This is a genomic window from Pseudoflavonifractor intestinihominis (assembly GCF_040096055.1).
Lineage (GTDB): Bacteria > Bacillota > Clostridia > Oscillospirales > Oscillospiraceae > Pseudoflavonifractor > Pseudoflavonifractor intestinihominis.
Window position 1 is genome coordinate 19,091 of sequence record NZ_JBBMFK010000013.1, and the last position, 20,489, is coordinate 39,579.

Consider the following 20,489-nt stretch of genomic DNA (forward strand, 5'->3'; position numbering starts at 1 on the left):
CAAAAGAATTATACTCCTTTAGGAGTATAAAGTCAACTCGGTTGGATAACGGGGTGAACAGTTGTCTTTCTATTGCCATTCCCGTATAATAAACTAAAAAGGACAATCAATGCGAAAGGGGGACAATGGCTTGTGAAAGAGGAGCAGCTGATTGCCGAAGTGTTGTATGGCGAGGAAACTGCAGATCGTTCCCGATATGCGTTATATGAGAATGGTACCTATATGGTGATCTCCAAGTTCGCATATCTCATCGGTGTTCCGTTCCATATCTTTGAAAATGAGCATGAGCCCCCGAAGATGGAGTGGTATGAGGCGCTTGAAAAAGATAAGAATGCCCGGATCATTCGGAACCTCTGTATGCTGCGGACAGCATTCGAGCGCAACTACCGGAACATCTTTCAGGCTATGCGGTATGATTTGAAGGGCATTGCCAGTATGCCGGAGTATATTCCGAGAGAATGTATCGATCAGCTGTCGGCAGATGGCCTTTCCATCTATCGAGCCAATGCCCAGCCGATTCAGTACATTATAGATATCAACAACCATATCGCAAACCGGATCAACAACTGCAAGAATCTTTTCCCCATCTGGTTGAATTGGTCTTACATCCGCCAACTGTTTATCATGCCAGGCGGTACAACGGAGAAAGGCGCCAAAGGCGCTGCCGCTGACTATTATGCCCATAAAGAGATCTATCCCTATCAAGTTTACATGAACTGGTCAGCTCCATCCGATGTGGGTAACATCCTATATAACGATAAGAAATTCGTCCGGCTCCTCTATGAGCACCATGAGGACTACTTCACGGACATGAGCAAGGTCACAGATGCAGGGCTCATAGCCAAAAACGGAATCTATGACTTCCTGGAGCGAAGCAATCGGACAGCAATCGTCGTGGACTGTGAGAACGCAGACCCCTATAAACTTTATGCCACCCTGAACAATCTGGATCAGGCTGCACTTCTTGGGAAGATCAGCAAAATCATCCTCTATGATGATGTCCACACCACCACTGCCTGGAAGATTCTTGAGAAATTCACCCAGATCCCGATCGAGCACAATATGATCGAGCGCATCAAGGAGAACAAATCTCTGGTGGATATTCGCCTTACCACTGGAACTTGCCGGGAATTCTTTCAGAACGACACAGATTCCTTTATTTTGGCCTCCAGCGACTCGGACTACTGGGGCCTGATCTCGGCCATGCCAGAGGCGCATTTCCTGGTCCTTGTGGAGTCGGACAAGTGTGGGCCGGATATCAAGCGAGCAATGATCGATGCGGGCATTACCTATTGCTATATGGACGACTTCTGCACCGGAAACAGCGACGAGATTCGCATTCAGGCGGTTTTGAATGAGGTCAGAAAGAGCTTGGACGAAGCAGTCCATTTCAATATCCAGGAATTGTTTCAAGAGGCCATCCGCCGCACCAGGGCCGAGCTCTCTACCGGTGAGCAGGCGCAGTTTTACGATCGCTACCTTAGACCCATGCGGCTGAATGTGGACAAAGAGGGGAATGTGGAAGTCCTGCTGGGGCCACTCTGAGGAAATAAATAAGGTGGAGAACGGGACAGTTAATAAAAGCTGGCTGTCCCGTTCCTATAAGCTCTATGGAAATAATAGGCGGATAGATTGCAAATAACAAATAGCGGGAAGAAGGGCGGACTTCAATACGAAGTCCGCCCTCTTTTTGTGTATCTTCAAATTTACTTAGATTCTCACCCTCAAGCCAATCAGATTATCCGTCTGGATTCCCACCAGGTACCAAGTGCCGGCCATTTCAATGCGAGTAGGCACCCAGCGCCCACCGACCATCACATCAAAACACTGGCCGCAATGCAGCCCACCATAGTAGTTGTTAAGATCAAATCGGATATCGATCCGATCCCTCTCATTGTTGTAGACCAGCACGCCGCAGCGCTGTTTTATGGGCATATAGTTTCCCTCCTAATCTCTTTTGGACATGTGGTTCTCTTCAAACTCCTGTTTGGCAACCCATTCCGGGAGTTCAAAGATGCGGGCGGAGTGCAGTTCTAAGGCATACAGCTCGCGCTCTCTCTTGGTGTGCAACCACGGGGTATCCGCCTCAACCCAAGCGAGAAGTGCTTGGTACAGCGCCTCTTCCCCGCTGTTCCGAATGAGCCGGTGCATCGCAGCTTCCCACACCGAAATCTCAATGTCGCCGATCTCGGTCTGTGCACCAAAGCGGTAGTCACTATGCTTGCGCCCATATGCACCTATGGATGTTTTCGACTGGCCTGTACCATGGAGATATCGAAGATCCTGGAAGGTTGCAGATTCCGGGATATGTTCGAGGTTATCGATTGTGATGTGCTTCATTTTGCGCCCCTCTGGTCATGCTTGATTTCGAAATGCGGCCATCATATCACTGAGATCCGGATCGGCCGCAGGTTCATCCGGCTCAGAGGACGGCGAACAAACGCCAAGGCTGCCTTCTGCCTGCATTTCTAAGATGACCTCCCGAATAATCTTCTTCATGGACTCCTTGTTGTACTCCTGTTCAGCATCCGGACAGCTGATAAAGTGCAGAATTGCATTCACAACCATATCCGTCATGTTGCGGGGCCTGGCTCGAAGGATCTCCAACACCTTCCGGTGCCGGAAATCGAAGTCATTGAATTGGAGAGAGATTCTGGGACGATGATTACTGGCCGCCATGTGCTGCCACCTCACTCTTATAGAGAAGATCATAGCCGACGGCATTGGCATGGATGTCCTCGATAAAGATCGGGAACCCGACCTTATCACTGCGTTCAATGATTTGACGAAGCAGCAGAGAACCGCCGCCGGCGAAGACGCATTTGCTGACCTTCAGATCGATGCTGCGCTCACCAAGGAAATTGCAGAACTCGGTCAGGAACTGACTGGCCATCTTTCGAATCAGGATCTGCACCTCTCCCGGCAGAATCGTGGGTTCACCTTTGATGACCTCGTCAATATCGCAGTCTTCCAGATGAAGAGCATACTGGGAATTACACTGGCTGAAGATGCTGTTGTAGAGCGTAATCACACCCTGCTCAAAACTTTCGACCACAGCCAGGTCCGGCTTGCCATACCTCAGTTTCAGGACATCGACGGTATAGCCGCCGATATCGATGATATAGGAGGAGGCGTGTTTTTTAAGTTCACCGAACCTCGTAACTGCGGCCGCCAGAGCCTGGGTATAACTCACTACCTTTCCGATCCGGATGGAGTAGTAGCGGCCATTGTACTCGAAATCTACCACTTCGCGTTTTCTCAGGAAGTACTGTTCGAACCGCGCGTGAAGCTGGCCATAATGTGCGGGCGGCAGCCCGATCAGGAGCGTGACATCTACCGTATCATCGGGTTCCTTGATGCCGGCATACTCCAGCTCTTTGGCAATGGCGAACAGTGTAAGCACAAAGAACCGGTCATCCTCAGTCTTGTCCCGTAAATAAGAGATGCGCTTTTCCGTCAAGGAATAGTATTTTCCGTCCCAAAAAATACAGTCCGTTTTGATTCCGGGCTGGTTTTCGGATTCGACCAGTCCGGACGTAAAGAGCAAATGCGGTGTTTTGATGCTCTTGTTGCCGTGATCTACTGAAATAATCATACGATGACCTCCTGCTGATTGAACTCTATTTCTATTTACGCACATCGTCGTCAAGTAACAACAATGCGAGGAGAGCGGGGGACAGCCAGGGACGGCTGCCCCCCTGGGATCAATTAACCTTTGAGGAGAATACGTAAACGCAGAAAACTCTTTTCCACGGAGCGGTAGATCACAGAGGGATCCCTGCCTTCGGCCTTTGCAATCTGCCAGCAGTTCATATCCTCCAGGAGCATCATGACGCGGCGCCGCTGGATGGGCGTCAACTTGCTGATGGCCTCGTAGAGACGTACAGCCTCATCGCGGCGCACGACCTCATCCGATACGGGATCAGGGCCGGTTGCAGCCATGTTGATTAACACATCATCAAGGGGGACGCCGTAGTGATGGTAAGAGATCCGTTTGCGCTGGCGATCTTCCTCGCGCTGAAGCTCAAGCCACTCTTCATAGACCTCATCACTCACGGGAACCACTTGCTCGACGCCATAGTAATCCTTAATTTTAATCGTTTTCATAATTCCTCCAAGTTGTTCAAATTTTTGGGATTTGAACAACTTGGAGGAGGCCCTCGGGCCCAACAGGTCGTACGCATTGGCCATGCTCCCCAATTTGGGCAGCAAAAAAGCCGAGTTGCTGCTTTGTGCAGCGACTCGGCTCATGCTCCCGTATTGGCTGGTGAGAGTATGAAAAAAGGGCTCTTGGATGACTCCAAGAACCCGAATGCTCTCCAGCATAGTCAATTATACCTGGTTAAAATGTCACCTTCAATGCCAGCTGCCTGCCAATTTCACCTCCATTTTACTGCCATTTGTTCTCCCATTTGACTCCCACATTCTCTCCCATTTCACCTCCCACTTCATGCCTCAGCTGCTGCAGAGGTTTTATGGTTTCGCATCTGTTCCTTCAGAACCAAGTCGGGAATGATGATGCACCACAGATAGGCGGCATACATCCGCACAGCCTTTTTGGAGTGCCGGTAGTATGTGGATGAAGGCATTCCAAGCGTCAGGAACGCATCTTCATTTGTCCTGCAATACGCATTAAAATACCGGCCGGAAAGGATTTTGTAGTAGAGTTCCCCATGGCGCTGGTCTTCTTTGACCAAGAGCAGTGCAGATTCCAGGATAGAGAGCAGCTGCATGGAGTGACCCATATCGGTCAGTCGTTCCGCAATGCGTTTCCGGTCTGTATCGTGGTCATAGTCGATGGCCAGATTGATAAAATCGGTAATGGATTGTCGGCGCCCCTCGTAACACATCTCATCCAATTCACCCAGGCTTTGCGCGGCAGCCCGCAGCATAGGGCCATATACCCGCAGTAAGGTTTCTGTCTTCTGGACTTCTTCGTCTGTGACATTCTGTAAAATGTCTAACTTCTGAAGAAAAAGTGTGAACTTATCCAATTCGCTTACCTCCCTTTGTGTATCGTTCAGCCGGACATACGCTCCATTCGCTTGATTTCAACGTAAATTCTATAAAGTTCCTGTTCGTTCTGCTTGACAACACAGTAAAGTCCCTTTATAATGCAATTAAGTTCCAACAAATTCTTGAAAGTTCCTTAAAGTTCTATAATCAAAATAGCAGGTGACTCGCGAGTTGTCAATAGAAGTTTTGAAATTTCGACCGAGAGATCACCGGCAGAAAGAGGACGACTTAATGAAAACAATTGGCGAAAAGATTCGTGAGTGCCGCATCCGTCTCAACTTAACACAGGCTGATTTATCGGAAAAAACAGGGCTCACTGTACGTACAGTTTCCAAGTATGAAACGGATTCTGTCACGCCTCGTGGCCTAAACTTGCATAAGTTGGCAACTGTACTCGGTGTAGCCGAAGCGTATCTGCTGAATCCGGAGATTGAAGATCCAACCTATGGCTTGGAAGAGGCGCCATACATTGAGGCGGCACGAGAACAATATGGGCGGAAGGGAGCAGACGACATGGGTAGTCTCCTCTCCGGTGTGCAAACCATGTTTGCAGGCGGTGATATCCCTCAGGAAGAGAAGGATCTGTTCTTCCAGGCAGTCATGCAGGCGTATCTGGAGTGCAAAGAAGAGGCACGCAACAAGTTCACACCGAAGAAGTATCGCAAGTAATCTGAACCTCTTTTGGGGGATTCCCGATGGAGTACAGATTATGGGACAACGAAACTGTTACTATGACCGTATCAGGTGAAATCGGTCTGTTTTGAATCGAGGTGCTGGAAATGCGTGCAGAGGATATCAAGCGTGAAGTGGCTCGTCTGAAGATCAAGTTCAAGACATCGGATGCAGCGGAGATGTGTGACGCGTTGGGGATTCGTGTTTCCAAATTCTCCATGGGAATTAGCGAAAAAGCCTGTAAAGGTTTTTTCATGGTTCAGGATAGGATCAAAGTTGCTGTTCTGAATAGCGATCTTGATGAACGAATCCAAAATGTGATTCTGCCGCATGAGTTGGCACATGGAGTTCTGCATGTGGATCGCAGAATTCGCACGTTTCATGAACTGTCCTACCTGGATGAGACCGATTTTCTTGAACGGGAGGCAAATATCTTTGCTGCGGAGTTCCTGATAGATGATACATCGCTCTTTGATGTGGCAAACAGTCAGGCGGACTTTTTCCAAATGGCCAATTTGCTGAATGTACCTCCAGAACTTCTGGATTTCAAATTAAGACTACTCAAACAACAGGGGCATCGTGTCAATGCGCTCTATATTGCGCAGTCGGATTTTCTCAAACGGGATATTAGTAAGCCTCTAATCTGAACCGCAGATTCCGGTGAATGCCGTGAAATACTATCACGCAAAGTCCTTATGGGGGTATGAAGATGATAGCTACCAAAGAGAACGTATGCTGGGTGGATTGGGAAAATCGTGTCATCTCCTTCCGCGATTTTGCGCACGCCGAGCTGCGGGTATTTGAGGAGCGGGAAAAGATGCTGAAGTATGTGTTGGATGCGGTAGAACAGGGCTTTCGGATTCAATAACGAGAGGGGGCTTCTGACGTGTCTGATGCCGAGAGATTACAACAGATTCATGCAGCGCTCATGCAGCGTGGTTATTCACCTATTAGGCAGATCGTTGGATTCCTTCTGACCGGTGATCCGACCTACATCACGAATTATAACGGTGCAAGAACACTGGCCGGCCAAATCAATCGAACAGATTTATTGGCTGATATCGTGTCATATTATCTGGAGGAACATCAGCTCATGGAACCTGATATCAAGCACAAAGAACAGATCCTCCCGGCTGGTGAAAGGTGCGGATGAATAGTATCATAGATTTTCCATATGGTTTGAACCACACAATGTCCAAGAGCAGGGCTATGATGTGTCCATCGGTGAGGACACCAATATCCTGTCCTATACGGATGTGGCCGATCTCAGTGAGTATGCCATCCCTGCCATGCAGTGGGCCGTGGGCGCCGGAATCATCAACGGCACCGGCGACGGCTCCACCCTCACTCCCCAGGGCCAGGCCACCCGCGCCTAGGCGGCGGTGATGCTCATGCGGTTCTGTGAGGAATATGTAGTCTGGTAACTGCACTAGAAGGCGCCTGCGAATGTTCGCAGGCGCCTTTACAATGTCCATGGTGTTTTTTGAATTCTTCTGTGAGATTTCTGATTATAGGCAGATGGGCGGCGGCGTAATTTCTGGTATGATTGTTGTAATCTTCACTACATGGTATGATTCCTTTGTACTTATTAGAAAACCTTTCCCCTTGGGAATCTAACTAAGCAGTGATTAGCGAGTCATGTAAGGCTCGCAAAAATGGAAAGGCACTCCAACCGGACAGGTAGGGGGCCGCAAAAGTGCGCTTTGATTTGTGATGACGCAAATCGAAGTGCTATTTTTTTGTCCAAATTCCGTTTGAACAGCGGATTTGAGAATAATTTGAAAGGCGGTATTGACCAATGACAGACCAGAAAATTTACGCAGACAACTTCCGATGCACATTTGATGACCCAGGTGATTTCATTCAATTCCTGAAGGAACGGAAAGAGAACAGCCGCTGGATGACAGCGCCGTCCCGGAACCTCGTGTTCGAGTCCTTGGAGAAGAACACGCAGATGGGCGAACTGTACCTGAAGCTCTATGACCACGACGGCCGCGCGGAAATTATTGCCGACACGATGGAGAACACCAGCTTGTTGCTCAAGGTCAACGGTGAGACTTACCCTGTGCGATCCTGTGCAATCAAATCGATTTTGGAACGGGCCCGCATTTCCGGGCACGCCCTGAACAAGGTATCCAAGTCGATCTTCACACAGATCCTGAACTACTGCATGGATGTCGCTTCCGGGGACAGTCTTATCAAGGTGGCGGACGACAAGGTTTCTGCAGTACACGGCGGGGACCCGAAGGATTACGCCATTCTGGAGATTCTTCCGCTGGTCCAGTGTGTCCGGTCTATTCTGGATCGAGACTTTGCGGGAAATCACTTCCTGACAGCCAATTTCGACCATTCCATCGTAACAGCTATCTGGAGCTTGGATGGCCAGGCCAATGAGCTGATGGAGACCTACCGGCAGGCCGTTGCGGAAAAGGGTGTGACCGAGGCGATGTCTGCCCGGCCCGGGCTGCGCTTCACTACGTCGGATGTCGGCGTGAGTGCGGCCAACCTGTATCCTATCCTGCTTCTGGGCGGCAGCAATCGAATCATTCCGCTGGGGGACCCTTTGAAGCTAGACCATAAGAACGGTGCAGACCTGGATGCCTTCGCGTCCAGCATGGATCAGCTCTATGCCTGCTTCAAGGAGTCGATCGAACGGCAGCAACAGCTGCTGAATGTGGAGATCCGCTATCCCTATACCACAATGCTCGGGGTTCTCAAGCGTATCGGCATCACCAAGAAAATGAGCTATGAGGTAGCAGACCTTTTCGCCGGCCAGTCTGGTGTAAGTTCTGGATGTAATGCCTATCAGCTCTATCTGGCCATGTCGGATGTGATTTTCCTTGCACAGTGCGAAGGCGCCAGCGCCTACCGCATTGCACAGTTGGAAGAAAACATCGCGCGTGCTCTGCGCATCAACTGGCATGAGTACGATCGGCCCGGTGACTTCAAGTGGTGAGCGCCATGGGAATCTATCGTGTCCCTTTGGTTTGGCAGATGTACGGGCATATGGATGTGGAGGCCAAGTCATTGCACGAGGCAATCGAGTATGCGCTTGGCCCGGAATGCCCGTTGCCTGAAGGCAGCTATGTGGATGATTCCATTATGGTGGATACCATTGCAATGGAGTGCCATGATGAAGCCCGCAGCAAGGAAATTCAAGCGTATTTGAAGAAGAACGGGGGTGAATAAATGTCTGATTGGGCAAGTGGAATCGTTGATGTGACCGGGACGAAAGCCTCCATTGAGGCGTTCTTGAACCGGTTCCTCTATGATGCTGAGCCATCGACTGTACCGGGCGTAAGATACTTTGCTCGGAGCGTACTCTATGAGAGCCGCGATAAGATCCAGGAAGATCTCGATAGTGTCTTTTTGGATGTGCCGGAAGGCGAAGAGCGGGAGTATCGAGTCTATCCGGAGTTTGCGTGGTCTGCGGCTTATTGCCTTGCGGGGCTCTATTCCATGAAGTATCCCGGACAGTGTGCCGGGTTGGCAGATGCCTGTGTGGAAGACCAGGTCGATGTCATAATCCGCACAAAAGCTGCATCTGAAGGTTTTCAGGAGCTGATCCAATGCAACCGGATCGGTGTCCTCATATGCCAGGCAGATTCACTACACAATGCTCGCTGCAAGAACTGCGGCCAGATCGAGTCCATGGCAGATTTTGAGACCCTGGACGATTTGGAGTGTTCTGAATGCGGCGGCACCGAATTTGAAATGAGCGAGGAGATGTAACTATGGCGCTGGATTTGAATTATAAGCCGATTGCTCTTGTGGATACCTCCACCTTAACGGAGGAAGAGTGGCTTGCCTGGCGGAAGAAGGGAATTGGCGGTAGCGATGTCGCTGCCGCCCTTCATCTTTCTCCATACAAAACGGCACGAGATCTGTACTTCGACAAGATTGGGGTTGAACCAACTGTCGAGCAGCCGGACAAGTCCATCACATTTGCCATTGGCCACCTGCTGGAGGATGTGGTTGCTCAGATCTTTTCCAAGAAGACCGGGTTCACCGTATACCGGGATCAGACGATGTATCAGCATCCGCTTTTCCCGTTCCTGCTGGCTGATGTGGACAGATTTCTTATCCTCCCGGATGGCAGGAAAGCCATTTTGGAGTGTAAGACGGCCCACTACAACATGCAGTATCTCTGGGCCAACGGAAGTGTGCCGCGCCATTACGAGCTCCAGGTGCGCCACTACATGAGCGTTATGAACATCGATGTCGCATACATTGCATGCCTCTTTTCCAACCATGAAGATGATTTCGTGTGGCAGCGTATTGATCGCGACCTTGATGACGAGGAAAACACGATCTACTTTCTGGAGGACTTCTGGAAAAATTATGTCTGCCTGCGTAAAGAGCCTCCGCTGACGGAAAAGCCCGATTTGGTGCTTGAGACAATCCGCAGTTTTTCGGGTCTGGCAGATAAGAATGCTCCCTGCATCCAGTTGGAAGAGCATTTTGCCAGCCAACTGGAACAGATCATCGCATGGAAAGAAGAGAAGTGTGAACTGGATCGGCAATCGCGGCAGTTGGGCAGCAAAATCAAGAGTGCTTATGCCCCGATCGTAGAGCTGATGGGTACCGCATGCAAGGCCTCCTGTCAGGGCAATGACGGAATCTATGCCGTTTCCTATGTCCCTGGGTATCGGGAAGGTATTTCCAAGACTCAACTGTCCCAACTGCGTGCACAGTATCCGGAGATCTACCGCGATTTTGCGGATGTGACCGAATACCGCACATTCGATGTGAAGAAGAGCAACCTGTAAAGGGGCTGCAGTGCGACCGGTATGCATGGCAACACTGATTAAGAAGTTGGAATCAATGAAGATTTGGAGGTGACTGAATTTCTATGACATATGTATGCTCTCCACTGTCGGCGGCCACAAGGGCGGAAATGCTCTCAAATGCGGCCAAGGCGAAGAACTATATGGGACTGGCAGAACGGGAGTTTGGGGATCGCGCTGTTGCTCCTCACGCCTTCCTGCCGTACCTACTGGATGATGGTGTTCCGGAGGAACGAACTCTGGCAGTTGAGTTTGGCAAGAAACTGTTGGCGCTGTGCACGCGGCTTGTGGTCTATGGATCCAGAGTGTCGGCGGGTATGCAGGGAGAAATTGCTATGGCTGAGCAACTCGGAATTCCAATCTACTATCGAACGGAAACCGGAGGGGTGCGGGATGCGATGTAAATTCAGCCATGCAAGGTACAAGGGGCCAGATGGATTCTGTGTGTTCCTGTATCACACCCAGGACCTGCAGGTACCTGTCGAGGCGAGGACACATAGCAGATACGGAACGGACTGGGCGCTGATCACTGCTGTGGGATATGGACTGACGGATACCAGCAGTGTGGACGTGGAATTAGAAGGCACGTGGCAGAACTCAAAATACGGCATGCAGCTCAATGTTACTTCATGCCGGGAGGTGCTGCCCAACACGGCGGCCGGAGCCATCGCCTATTTGAGTTCAGGACTGATCAAAGGCATTGGGCCTGAAACGGCAAAGGCAATCGTGGCTCGTTTCGGGACGAATGCCATTGCAGTGCTGGACAGTGAGCCGGAAAAACTGCTCGAGGTCAAGGGCATTGCCAAGGCCAAGCTGGAAAAGATCCTGGTATCTTACCGGGCAACCAGAAAACTCCGCGATCTGACGGAGTATCTTGCCCCATTCGGCGTGTCGGTCAAGAAGATCGCCAAGATACAAGAGGTGTTTGGCGATGACAGCCTGGCCATTGTTCGGCGTGATCCGTTTCAACTGTGTAGAATACGTGGTTTTGGATTCCTGACCGTCGATGAAATCGCACGCAAGACCAAAGTCAGTCTCAAGAATCCACTGCGCTTTGCAGGTGCCATTGAATTCTTGCTGGATGAAGCAAAGGGAGCCGGGCACCTGTTCCTTCCGCTTGAGAGCCTCTCAGGGCGATGCTATGACCTGCTCAACCGCGACTGTGAGCAGGAGGTCGTTTCTCTCCAGGACGTCGCTGCGGCGCTGCAGACGGCTCACCAGGAAAAGCGGATCTACAATGAGAACGGACGTGTCTATCCGTACTTTGAACGGCACTGCGAGGTTCAGACAGCAAAGCGTCTGGTGTCTATGCTGCTATACGGTGAAGCGCCCACAATTCATGGACTGCGCAACGAAATTGAGGTGAGTGAACGCGCTCTGCATCAACAGCTCGCCGATTCTCAGCGCAGGGCCGTGGAACTGTGTCTGACTCAGCCGGTGTCCATCATAACGGGAGGACCTGGCGTGGGCAAGACTACGACCCTACGGGTGATTCTGGATATCTACCACCGCACGCAGCCGGACAATGAGATCCTGTTGGTGGCGCCTACCGGCAAAGCCAGCAGACGCATGAGTGAGCAGACTGGATTTCCAGCCTATACGCTCCACGCCGCCATGGGAATCAAGTATGACGATGATCTGGAATCAACGGACTTTGATCTGCTGTCTGCGGATTTTGTTGTGGTGGACGAAAGCTCCATGGTGGATATGCGCTTGGCCTACGCGCTATTTGAGCGCTTAAAGCCAGGGGCGCAGCTGGTGCTGGTGGGAGATCCCGATCAGCTGCCTTCCGTCGGCCCGGGGAATGTGCTGCGTGAGATGATCCGCAGCCAGATGATTCCGACAGCCGTGTTGGACATCGTGTTCCGCCAGGCATCCAATAGCCGAATTGCGCTGAATGCGCAGGCGGTCAACCATAACGATACCCGGCTGCAGTATGGGCCGGATTTTGCGTTTTATGATGTGGCGGACAGTGAAGCGGCAAATCAGCTGATTCTAAAATGCTATTTTGAAGAAGTCTCAAAACACGGCGTAGAAAATGTGCAGATCCTATCTCCTCAGCGTAGAAAAGGAGTCGTCTGCTCCAATCGCTTGAATGAGCAGATCCGTGAGATAGCGAATCCGCCTCGTATCGGAGTCCGGGAAATCAAATGCGGAGGAAGGCTGTTTCGGGAAGGAGATCGCATTATCCAAACGAAAAGTGAGGGTGATGTCTCCAACGGAGATGTCGGGGTAATCACTGCCATTCGTGAGGATGGCGAGGGGGAACCCACAATCCACATCCGGCTGCTGGACGGTCGAGAGTTCGAGTATTCTGCGGACATGCTGGAAAAAGTGGATCTCTCATATTGTATCAGCATCCATAAAAGCCAGGGCGCTGAATTCCCGGTAGTCATGATCCCGATACTGAAGGAGCACTACATCATGCTGCGCCGAAATCTGCTGTATACCGCGATTTCCCGAGCCAAGGTAAAAGTGATCCTGATTGGTCAGAAACAAGCGGTCTTTATGGCCATTCACAAGAGTGATGTGGACAAGCGCAATACGATCCTATCCGATCGGATTGTAGCCTACTATGCCCGCGAGAAACAGAATTTGGTTGGTTAAGTCCGGAGGAACAGGTGGTATCGATGCCCCTGTTCCTCCATCAGAATGGAGGTTATTTTATCATGACGGAAACTGTGACAAAGAAAATCCCTACGATCAATGCGGTTGAAGGATTTGACCCGGCGGAATTTACTCGGCAACTGCCCAACGAAGATGGCAGCACAAGCCTTTATCTGGACGTGAAATACAGACTTCTGTGGTTCCGTCTACACCGGCCCCAGGGCAAGATCGTGCCGGATATCGTCCATGTTGACGAGAAGTCGGCTGTTGTGAGCTGCAAGCTGTACGAGGATAAAGCGGATGCCGCCGATCAATTCCTGGCGCAGGCCTCAGCTCAGAGATTCTGCTCTGAAGAAAAGTACGGCGACCGCTATCTGGAGATTGCTGAAACGGCGGCAATTGGACGCGTGCTGGCGGCTGCCGGTTATGGCACACAATTCTGCGGCAATACGGATATGCTGTCCGGCATTATTGCAGATGCACCCATTGAAATGATGGATGCGGAAGAGGATGTGCCGGCGGCTCAGATCAGCAGCAGTACAATGCCCCAGCCGGCGCCCGCTTCGGTAACCCCGAGTCCTAAGCCGATTCCCACTACACAGCCGCCCCAGCAGACTACACCCATGTCTTTGGATGACTATCTGAACACCATGACGCTGGAGGATGCCAAGGCAGTGAAAGTGGATTGTGGCTATAATGCCGGAAAGACGCTGGGCGAGGTGGCGATGCGGAAACCAAGTGATCTGGATTGGTATGTTCAGAAGTACAATGGGCGAAATCTGGCGCTGAAGGCCGCTGCGATCCTTCTGGTCAATGCGGCAGCTCAGAGAGCCAGCTAAGGATGCAGCCCGTGAGAAGAGGTGATGCTATATGGGTGTTTCCAATCATCTGCCATGCAATATTGAAGATGTGGTAGACTTGCTCAGCATTCCGGTCGTTCGCAGTTCCGGGACACAACTGCATTGCAGATGTCCGTTCTGTGATGACCGGAAGGCGCACCTCAATATCAATCTGAGCAAAAATGTGTTTCGCTGCAATCGCTGTGGAACGGGCGGCGGTGTACTGCACCTCTACGCTGAAGTGAATAACATCTCAATAAACACAGCGTATGAGGAACTGTGCCGGATTTTCCAGTCGGGAGAAAAGGCACCGGAGCATCCAGTCCGCAAGGCTCAGACGAAGGTAAAGCAGAGTAAGCCGGCCCTTGAACTGGCCTCCGTTGAGGCCCGGGACAATACCTACAGCAACTTGCTCTCCATGCTTTCCCTGGGCACCGCTCACCGGGAATCCCTTTTGGGACGAGGACTCTCTGGCAGCGAAATCATACGGCTTGGTTATAAAACTACGCCGGCTGTCAGATCCGCTAAAATCGTGACGGAGTTGCTGGAGCGTGGCTGTGACTTGAAAGGTGTGCCTGGTTTCTATGTGGATGAAGAGACCGGACAGTGGAAACTGGATATTCGAGCCACCGGTATCATGGTTCCGGACAGGAACTGCGAAGGGCAGATTGAGGCTATCCAAATCAGGTTGGACAAGGATACTCATTCCAAGTTCAACACACTGACCAGTGTGGACAAGTATTATGGGGCGACGGCTTCGTGTTGTCCACATTTTGCTGGTGTAACCGGTGAGGAAGATGCCGTCTATCTGACGGAGGGCGTGATGAAGGCCGACATTGCTCGATACTTTTCCACAGTTCTGGGCCATCCCTGTGCATTTGTTGGGTTAACCGGTGTCTCAAATATCAATCAGTATGTGCGAATGCTTGAGGAACTGAAGCGATTTGGGATCAATACCATCAAAGTTGCCTTCGATATGGATCTCCATGTGAATGAAAATGTTCGCAAAGCTCGTGATCGAGTGATCCAGGTCGGATGCGAAAATGGATTCGAGGTTATCCCAAAACGCTGGAGTTCGAACTATAAAGGAATTGATGATCTGCTGCTCTCCTTTATTGAGCGCCGGCGGATCACGGATTCGATTTTTGGAAGGTTATAAGCAAAGGGGACTGTGTATGGAGACATACGCAGCCCCCTTTCTTACCGTATGAGTGGAGGAATTTAACCATGGAAGAATTGAAAATCTTTTTTTCTGATTTGAATGAGGAGACACAGCAGCGTGTCCTGAAATTCTACGGCATTGCTGATCCCAAAGAGGGCAATTTCGATTCGGATATTGTCCCGCTGTTTATCCTGGAATGCCCTGAGGAGGGAATGTGATATGGGATACAGAAGCAACTTCTTGCTGACGGCAAAACCGATGACGGAAGATCTCTATCAGAGAATCAGCGATGAACTGAAACAGTATGTTCCGTACATCATGTGTGAGTGCATGGAAGACGGGGCTGGGGTTTGGCTGAATGAGGACGATACATGGTATAGCTGCCAGAGTGATATGATTCAGCTCTCCAAAGACTTCCCTGACACTTTTTTTGAACTGTCTGTCGAAGGTGAAAATCACAACGATGACTGGAGAGCCTATTTTTCCGATGGTAAGTATCAGGTAAACGATGCCCTGCGGCTGTTCTGGCCATTTATCCCAAATGAACTGCGCGAGGACCACTCGGACGAGGACGCTTTGGACTATGCCGGTTGTGCCAGGCTTGAGCATCTGAAAGTGATAAGGGCAGCAATTTATCATAGCCTTCGAATACTCTTGGCAAAAGACGAAAAGGACTTTCCGTGGGATGAAGATTTGATCCAGGCAGCTGAGGCTATGTGCAGAAAATTCCTTGCATCAAAAGGTTTTGTAGTTCCGGCGGCTGAGCAGCCTGATGGCAAGCAGGAAAAAGACGGAGGAAACGATGATGAACGAGAAAAAACATGAACGCTTTATCCGTATTGTTGAGCGGCGTATGGATGTCCTGATCAACGATTTTGAGAAGTTGGGAAACTGCGCTTCCAAGGTGTCATATGACTATACTGAAGAAGAGGTCATGTGTATTGTGGAGGAGCTGGAGCGGCAGGTCGCGCTGCTGCGTGAACGCTTTGCCGGAAAGAAGAGCTTTACTCTTTCCGTGGATGCCAATACACCCGAGCAATAGAAAATTTGTACAGAGGCAATTCCGATGATCTGACCAATTGCCCAAGCATTATTGTAAAAGACAAAGACGCCTGTGCTGAGCATAGGCGTCTTTTATTTTGGGCCCAAGCATAGGTGAGCACCAGAATTACAATGAAAAGGCCGAAGAAAAGGGCAAGGTTCAGTTTACTTTTTCTCCATTTATATAAGGGATATTTTATGCTCAGTCAGGAGGTGTTTCTCTTGGAACTCTACTCTCGCAGCCAGGCTGCTGCCATGTTGGGAATCACAGTACGGAAACTGGATATGCTCCGCGCCAATAGACTGATTGGCTATTACCAGCCATACCCTGGAGGGAAGGTACAGTTTTCGCAGGCCCATATTGAGAAGTATCTCCAGCGGATTGAAAAGCCGCCCAGGGCAATTACAAAGTCCAGATAGGTGGTCACCTTATCAGAAAACAGCACACGCGGCAGAAGCCTTGCCACGTGTGCTGTTCTATTACATTCAAAAATACTGTATCCTTATCCAAGAGACATAGTCAACTTACTACCATTTTGGGAGGGCACTCGTAACCTCTTTTGTAACCTCAAATGTGAAAATTAAGTTTTGTAACCTCTAAATAACCCTATATATTGTGTCCAAAATTAGTCTAATGAACTATATATAGTACCACGTTGCAACGACGGAATGCGAATGGCAAAAAACAAGTTTAGAACAATTAGATAAAAAAATCCCGGAAAACCGAGGTTTTCCGGGATAATTTGAAACATTTTAGCGCTTGGAGAACTGGGGAGCACGCCGCGCGGCCTTCAGGCCGTACTTCTTACGCTCCTTCATACGAGGATCGCGGGTCAGGAAGCCGGCGGCCTTCAGAGCGGGACGGAACTCGGGGTCCACGTTCAGGAGGGCGCGGGCAATGCCGTGACGGATGGCGCCGGCCTGGCCGGTCACGCCGCCGCCCACGACAGTGGCGACGATATCCACCTTGCCGACAGTGCCGGTGGTGTTCAGGGGCTGACGGACCACCATCTTCAGGGTGTCCAGGCCGAAGTAGTCGTCGATGTCACGGCCGTTGATGGTGATGGCGCCAGTGCCGTTGGGGAACAGGTGCACACGGGCCACGGAGGACTTCCGACGGCCGGTGCCGTAGAGATAAGGCTTCTTGCTCTTATACATAGTTCAGTTTTCCTCCTTATTCCGCGGTCCAGGCCTCGGGCTTCTGGGCGGCCTGGTTGTGCTCAGCGCCGCGATAGATGTGAAGCCGGGTCAGAGAGTCCTTGGTGACGATGTTGCGGGGCATCATGCCGCGGATGGCCACCTTCATGGCCAGCTCGGGCTTCTCCTGCATCAGGATGCGGTACTTGGTCTCCTTGAGGCCGCCGGGATAGCCGGAGTGGGTGCGATAGAACTTCTGCTCGCCCTTCTTGCCGGTCAGGACAGCCTTCTCGGCGTTGATGATGACCACGTAGTCGCCGCAGTCAGCGTGAGGAGTGTACTCGGGCTTGTGCTTGCCGCGCAGCAGGTTGGCGGCGGTGGCAGCGGTCTTGCCTAGGGGCTTACCGGCCGCATCGAGGATGTACCACTTGCGGACGATGTTTCCCTTGTTGGCCATAAAAGTGGACATAGGTGAAACCTCCATTGCTTTTATATCTTCCAAATCTGGACTTAACAGAATCAAAGCTCCACCTGTACAAGTGGAGCGTTTTGTATTATAATGCACTCGTTTCAAACTGTCAACGGCTTTTTTCATGTTTTTAATTTATAAATATGAAATCTCCGTTTTTCTCTCGTTTTCTTCCTTATACTCTCTCATACTAATTTTCATTTTTTAATTTATTTTCGTCAAAAAGTGAGGTTTCCCTATGAACACCAAGCTCCTGAGCTACGTCCGCCGCTGCGTGGAGGACTACGACATGATCAAGCCCGGCGACCGGATCGCCGTGGGCGTGTCCGGCGGAAAGGACTCCGTCACCCTGCTGGCAGCCCTGGCAGGCCTGCGCACCTTCTACCCCGTGCCCTTCACCGTGGAGGCCTTCACCCTGGACATGGGCCATGTGGACGGCGGCGAGGGCATGGACTTCACCCCGGTGGCAGAGTTCTGCAAGACCCTGGACGTGCCGTACACCATCCTGCCCTCGGAGATCCACCACATTATCTTTGACCTGCGGAAGGAGAAGAATCCCTGCTCCATGTGCGCCAAGATGCGACGGGGCGCCCTCCACAACGCCCTGATGGACCACGGCATCCACAAGATCGCCCTGGGCCACCACTTTGACGACGCAGTGGAGACCTTCTTTCTCTCCCTCTTCTACGAGGGCCGCATCTCCTGCTTCCAGCCGGTGACCTACCTGGACCGGACCGACATCGTGCAGATCCGCCCCCTTCTCTATTTAAGCGAGGCCAGCATCCGCACCATCGCCACAAAGGAGGGCTACCCAGTGGTCCACAACCCCTGCCCCGCCGACGGCTTCACCAAGCGGCAGGAGATCAAGGAGCTGGTCCACAGACTGGACAAGCAGTATCCCGGCCTGAAGCAGCGGGTGCTGGGGGCTATGCAGCGGCTCCCCCTCCCCGAGTGGGGCCCGGTGAATCCCCGCCGCCGTCCCCTGCCCGACGTGGGAGGCGAACAGCCGTGAAAATCGCGGTGATGGGCTACTCGGGCGCGGGGAAATCCACCCTGTCCAGGGTGCTCTCCCAGCGGCTGGACCTGCCCCTGCTCCACCTGGACAAGATGCAGTTCACCGCCAACTGGCAGGAGCGGGACCGGGCGGAGGCCCTGGCCATGGTGGAGGCATTCATGTCCCGGGACAGCTGGGTCATCGACGGCAACTACTCCGGGTTCCTTCAGGAGCGCAGGCTGGAGGAGGCCGACCTCATCCTCTTTCTGGACCTCCCCCGGCTCACCTGCCTGCGCCAGGCCTGGGGACGGTACCGCCAGTTTCGCGGCCAGGTGCGGGAGAGCGCCGCCGACGGATGCTGTGAAAAGTTCGATCTGGAATTTTTCCGCTGGTTGGTGTGGGACGGGCGCAGCAGAAAACGGAGGGCCCGGTACCGGAGCCTCATGGCCCAGTACAGCGCAAAGGCCGTGGTGCTGAAAAACCGGGCCCAGATCCAGGCCTTCCTGGCCCGTTTCCCGGAGTCCGCTCCTACATCCCTCTGAGAAGCACGCCCCCGGCTGTCCTGACGGACGGCCGGGGGCATTTGTATGCTGCATTTCGCTCACTTGTACTGGCGGCCCAGAGCGTCGGCGGTCAGAATGGCGGCGCACACCTTGTCGGCGGTGATCTCCATGGGCATGTTGTAGATGCACCCGCCGGGCACGCAGGCGGCCTCTGCCACGGCCCGGATCGTCTCCATATCGGCGTCGGCCAGGCCCAGGCCGGCCAGGGTGGTAGGCAGGCCCACGCTGTTGCAGAAGCCCAGCACCTCTTCGATCTGATCCATGGGGGCGTTCTGGAGCACCAGCTGGGCCAGGGTGCCGAAGGCCACCTTCTCGCCATGGTACATGCCCCTGGTCTCGGGGGCCACGGTGAGGCCGTTGTGGATGGCGTGGGCGGCGGCCAGGCCGCCCGACTCAAACCCCAGCCCGGACAGGTAGATATTGGCCTCAATAATGTTCTCCACCGCCCTGGTGCACACCCGGCGCTCCACCGCCAGCTTGGCCTTCAGTCCGTCGGCAAGCAGGGTGTCATAGCAGGCCCGGGCCAGCACCAGGGCCGCGTTGGTGGCCTGTCCCCCCGCGTTGCTGACGGCCCGGGCATCCGCCGCCGCCCTGGCCTCGAACCAGGTGGACAGGGCGTCTCCCATGCCGGACACCAGCAGCCGGACCGGCGCCTTGCTCACCACGTCGGTGTCCACCAGCACGATATTGGGGTTGGAGGGCAGCTGCAAATACCGGTCAAAGACCCCGTCGTCGTGGTAGAGCACCGACAGGGACGAGCAGGGCGCGTCGGTGCTGGCGCTTGTGGGGACCACCGCCACCGGCTTGCCGCCGTAATAGGCCAGGGCCTTGGCGGTATCCAGAACCTTGCCGCCCCCCACGCCCACCACCACGTCGGCCTCCAGCCGGGCCATGGCGGCCTTCATGCGCTCGATCTCCGTCCTGGAGCACTCGCCGTCAAAACACTCGAAATGGACCTCGCAGCCGCCGGCCCGGAAGCCCGCCTCCAGCCGCTCCCCCATCCGCTCGTAGCCCGACCGGCCTATGAGCACAAAGGCCCGCTGTCCCAGCGGGCGGATATGGGCGCCGATCCGGTCCAGCTCCCCCTGTCCCTGAATGTACTTTCCCGGTGCAATGATGATGTTGGCCATATGTCAGCGCTCCTCACTGTACGGCGGCCTGGCCGCCGCGCTTTTCTGCTATATCAAAGCACCCTGAGTATA

Annotated in this window: 28 protein-coding genes; 19 read left to right on the forward strand and 9 right to left on the reverse strand. The window is 52.5% G+C overall.

The window, feature by feature from the left end; all coding sequences use genetic code 11:
- Positions 1-132 precede the first annotated feature (132 nt).
- The gene (locus WMO64_RS09080; protein ID WP_349231759.1) at positions 133-1,545 is read left to right on the forward strand and encodes an NYN domain-containing protein; all 1,413 of its coding nucleotides are present in this window, start codon (positions 133-135) and stop codon (positions 1,543-1,545) included.
- 165 nt (positions 1,546-1,710) lie between these two features.
- Here the strand turns inward: WMO64_RS09080 and WMO64_RS09085 are convergent, their stop codons facing one another.
- From WMO64_RS09085 to WMO64_RS09110, 6 genes are all read right to left on the reverse strand, one after another.
- On the reverse strand, positions 1,711-1,935 hold the full coding sequence (locus WMO64_RS09085; protein WP_349231760.1) for a DUF5348 domain-containing protein: 225 nt from the start codon (positions 1,933-1,935) through the stop codon (positions 1,711-1,713).
- 12 nt (positions 1,936-1,947) lie between these two features.
- Positions 1,948-2,340, reverse strand: a complete 393-nt coding sequence (locus WMO64_RS09090) for a hypothetical protein (protein ID WP_349231761.1) — start codon at positions 2,338-2,340, stop codon at positions 1,948-1,950.
- A gap of 15 nt (positions 2,341-2,355) precedes the next feature.
- On the reverse strand, positions 2,356-2,679 hold the full coding sequence (locus tag WMO64_RS09095; protein WP_349231762.1) for a hypothetical protein: 324 nt from the start codon (positions 2,677-2,679) through the stop codon (positions 2,356-2,358).
- Positions 2,666-3,595 carry a ParM/StbA family protein gene (locus tag WMO64_RS09100; protein ID WP_349231763.1) on the reverse strand — a complete coding sequence of 310 codons (930 nt, stop codon included), beginning with the start codon at positions 3,593-3,595 and terminating at the stop codon, positions 2,666-2,668. The genes WMO64_RS09095 and WMO64_RS09100 overlap by 14 nt, the downstream gene beginning before the upstream one ends.
- Positions 3,596-3,708: 113 nt before the next feature.
- Positions 3,709-4,326, reverse strand: coding sequence for an RNA polymerase sigma factor (locus WMO64_RS09105; RefSeq protein ID WP_349231764.1), 618 nt, complete (start codon positions 4,324-4,326; stop codon positions 3,709-3,711).
- A gap of 122 nt (positions 4,327-4,448) precedes the next feature.
- Complete coding sequence (locus WMO64_RS09110) at positions 4,449-4,994, reverse strand: hypothetical protein (RefSeq protein ID WP_075703402.1); 546 nt, start codon at positions 4,992-4,994, stop codon at positions 4,449-4,451.
- 253 nt (positions 4,995-5,247) lie between these two features.
- On the opposite strand from WMO64_RS09110, the gene WMO64_RS09115 reads away from it, so the two are divergent.
- The 16 genes from WMO64_RS09115 (at position 5,248) to WMO64_RS09190 (ending at position 16,125) form a co-directional block, all read left to right on the forward strand.
- Positions 5,248-5,685, forward strand: coding sequence for a helix-turn-helix domain-containing protein (locus tag WMO64_RS09115; RefSeq protein WP_033117917.1), 438 nt, complete (start codon positions 5,248-5,250; stop codon positions 5,683-5,685).
- A gap of 110 nt (positions 5,686-5,795) precedes the next feature.
- Positions 5,796-6,335: an ImmA/IrrE family metallo-endopeptidase gene (locus tag WMO64_RS09120; protein WP_075703403.1), complete on the forward strand. Its 540-nt coding sequence runs from the start codon at positions 5,796-5,798 to the stop codon at positions 6,333-6,335.
- A 62-nt stretch (positions 6,336-6,397) separates the two neighbouring features.
- The gene (locus WMO64_RS09125) at positions 6,398-6,556 is read left to right on the forward strand and encodes a hypothetical protein (RefSeq protein WP_178388437.1); all 159 of its coding nucleotides are present in this window, start codon (positions 6,398-6,400) and stop codon (positions 6,554-6,556) included.
- 18 nt (positions 6,557-6,574) lie between these two features.
- Positions 6,575-6,841: an IreB family regulatory phosphoprotein gene (locus WMO64_RS09130; RefSeq protein WP_075703404.1), complete on the forward strand. Its 267-nt coding sequence runs from the start codon at positions 6,575-6,577 to the stop codon at positions 6,839-6,841.
- A gap of 61 nt (positions 6,842-6,902) precedes the next feature.
- The gene (locus tag WMO64_RS09135) at positions 6,903-7,064 is read left to right on the forward strand and encodes an S-layer homology domain-containing protein (RefSeq protein WP_349231765.1); all 162 of its coding nucleotides are present in this window, start codon (positions 6,903-6,905) and stop codon (positions 7,062-7,064) included.
- 422 nt (positions 7,065-7,486) lie between these two features.
- Entirely contained in the window at positions 7,487-8,644 is a 1,158-nt protein-coding gene (locus tag WMO64_RS09140; protein ID WP_349231766.1) for a transposase, read from the forward strand.
- A 5-nt stretch (positions 8,645-8,649) separates the two neighbouring features.
- Positions 8,650-8,877: a hypothetical protein gene (locus tag WMO64_RS09145; protein WP_075703406.1), complete on the forward strand. Its 228-nt coding sequence runs from the start codon at positions 8,650-8,652 to the stop codon at positions 8,875-8,877.
- Positions 8,878-9,420, forward strand: coding sequence for a hypothetical protein (locus tag WMO64_RS09150; protein WP_033117911.1), 543 nt, complete (start codon positions 8,878-8,880; stop codon positions 9,418-9,420).
- Positions 9,421-9,422: 2 nt separating this feature from the next.
- Positions 9,423-10,457 (forward strand): YqaJ viral recombinase family nuclease, encoded by a 1,035-nt coding sequence (locus tag WMO64_RS09155; RefSeq protein ID WP_349231767.1) that lies wholly within the window; start codon positions 9,423-9,425, stop codon positions 10,455-10,457.
- Between the two features lie 83 nt (positions 10,458-10,540).
- The gene (locus tag WMO64_RS09160; RefSeq protein ID WP_435412062.1) at positions 10,541-10,879 is read left to right on the forward strand and encodes a DUF7768 domain-containing protein; all 339 of its coding nucleotides are present in this window, start codon (positions 10,541-10,543) and stop codon (positions 10,877-10,879) included.
- Positions 10,869-13,082 (forward strand): SF1B family DNA helicase RecD2, encoded by a 2,214-nt coding sequence (gene recD2 / locus WMO64_RS09165; protein WP_349231769.1) that lies wholly within the window; start codon positions 10,869-10,871, stop codon positions 13,080-13,082. Before WMO64_RS09160 ends, recD2 begins: the two co-directional genes overlap by 11 nt.
- Before the next feature lie 62 nt (positions 13,083-13,144).
- Positions 13,145-13,921 carry a hypothetical protein gene (locus WMO64_RS09170; RefSeq protein ID WP_208318783.1) on the forward strand — a complete coding sequence of 259 codons (777 nt, stop codon included), beginning with the start codon at positions 13,145-13,147 and terminating at the stop codon, positions 13,919-13,921.
- A gap of 31 nt (positions 13,922-13,952) precedes the next feature.
- Positions 13,953-15,080, forward strand: coding sequence for a CHC2 zinc finger domain-containing protein (locus WMO64_RS09175; RefSeq protein WP_349231770.1), 1,128 nt, complete (start codon positions 13,953-13,955; stop codon positions 15,078-15,080).
- Between the two features lie 68 nt (positions 15,081-15,148).
- Entirely contained in the window at positions 15,149-15,301 is a 153-nt protein-coding gene (locus WMO64_RS09180; RefSeq protein WP_156113767.1) for a hypothetical protein, read from the forward strand.
- A gap of 1 nt (position 15,302) precedes the next feature.
- Complete coding sequence (locus tag WMO64_RS09185) at positions 15,303-15,908, forward strand: hypothetical protein (RefSeq protein WP_208318781.1); 606 nt, start codon at positions 15,303-15,305, stop codon at positions 15,906-15,908.
- Positions 15,886-16,125 carry a hypothetical protein gene (locus tag WMO64_RS09190; RefSeq protein WP_209344451.1) on the forward strand — a complete coding sequence of 80 codons (240 nt, stop codon included), beginning with the start codon at positions 15,886-15,888 and terminating at the stop codon, positions 16,123-16,125. The genes WMO64_RS09185 and WMO64_RS09190 overlap by 23 nt, the downstream gene beginning before the upstream one ends.
- A 752-nt stretch (positions 16,126-16,877) precedes the next feature.
- Here WMO64_RS09190 and rpsI read toward each other — a convergent pair.
- Complete coding sequence (gene rpsI, locus WMO64_RS09195) at positions 16,878-17,282, reverse strand: 30S ribosomal protein S9 (protein ID WP_006570737.1); 405 nt, start codon at positions 17,280-17,282, stop codon at positions 16,878-16,880.
- 16 nt (positions 17,283-17,298) lie between these two features.
- Positions 17,299-17,730, reverse strand: coding sequence for a 50S ribosomal protein L13 (rplM, locus tag WMO64_RS09200; protein WP_294516811.1), 432 nt, complete (start codon positions 17,728-17,730; stop codon positions 17,299-17,301).
- A gap of 238 nt (positions 17,731-17,968) precedes the next feature.
- Between rplM and WMO64_RS09205 the strand changes: the two genes are divergently transcribed.
- Both WMO64_RS09205 and WMO64_RS09210 read left to right on the forward strand, forming a co-directional pair.
- Positions 17,969-18,742 (forward strand): tRNA lysidine(34) synthetase, encoded by a 774-nt coding sequence (locus WMO64_RS09205; RefSeq protein ID WP_294516807.1) that lies wholly within the window; start codon positions 17,969-17,971, stop codon positions 18,740-18,742.
- Positions 18,739-19,266 (forward strand): P-loop NTPase family protein, encoded by a 528-nt coding sequence (locus WMO64_RS09210; protein WP_294516805.1) that lies wholly within the window; start codon positions 18,739-18,741, stop codon positions 19,264-19,266. Before WMO64_RS09205 ends, WMO64_RS09210 begins: the two co-directional genes overlap by 4 nt.
- Before the next feature lie 59 nt (positions 19,267-19,325).
- On the opposite strand, the gene WMO64_RS09215 is transcribed toward WMO64_RS09210, so the two are convergent.
- Entirely contained in the window at positions 19,326-20,417 is a 1,092-nt protein-coding gene (locus WMO64_RS09215) for a glycerol dehydrogenase (RefSeq protein WP_349231771.1), read from the reverse strand.
- Positions 20,418-20,489: the final 72 nt, after the last annotated feature.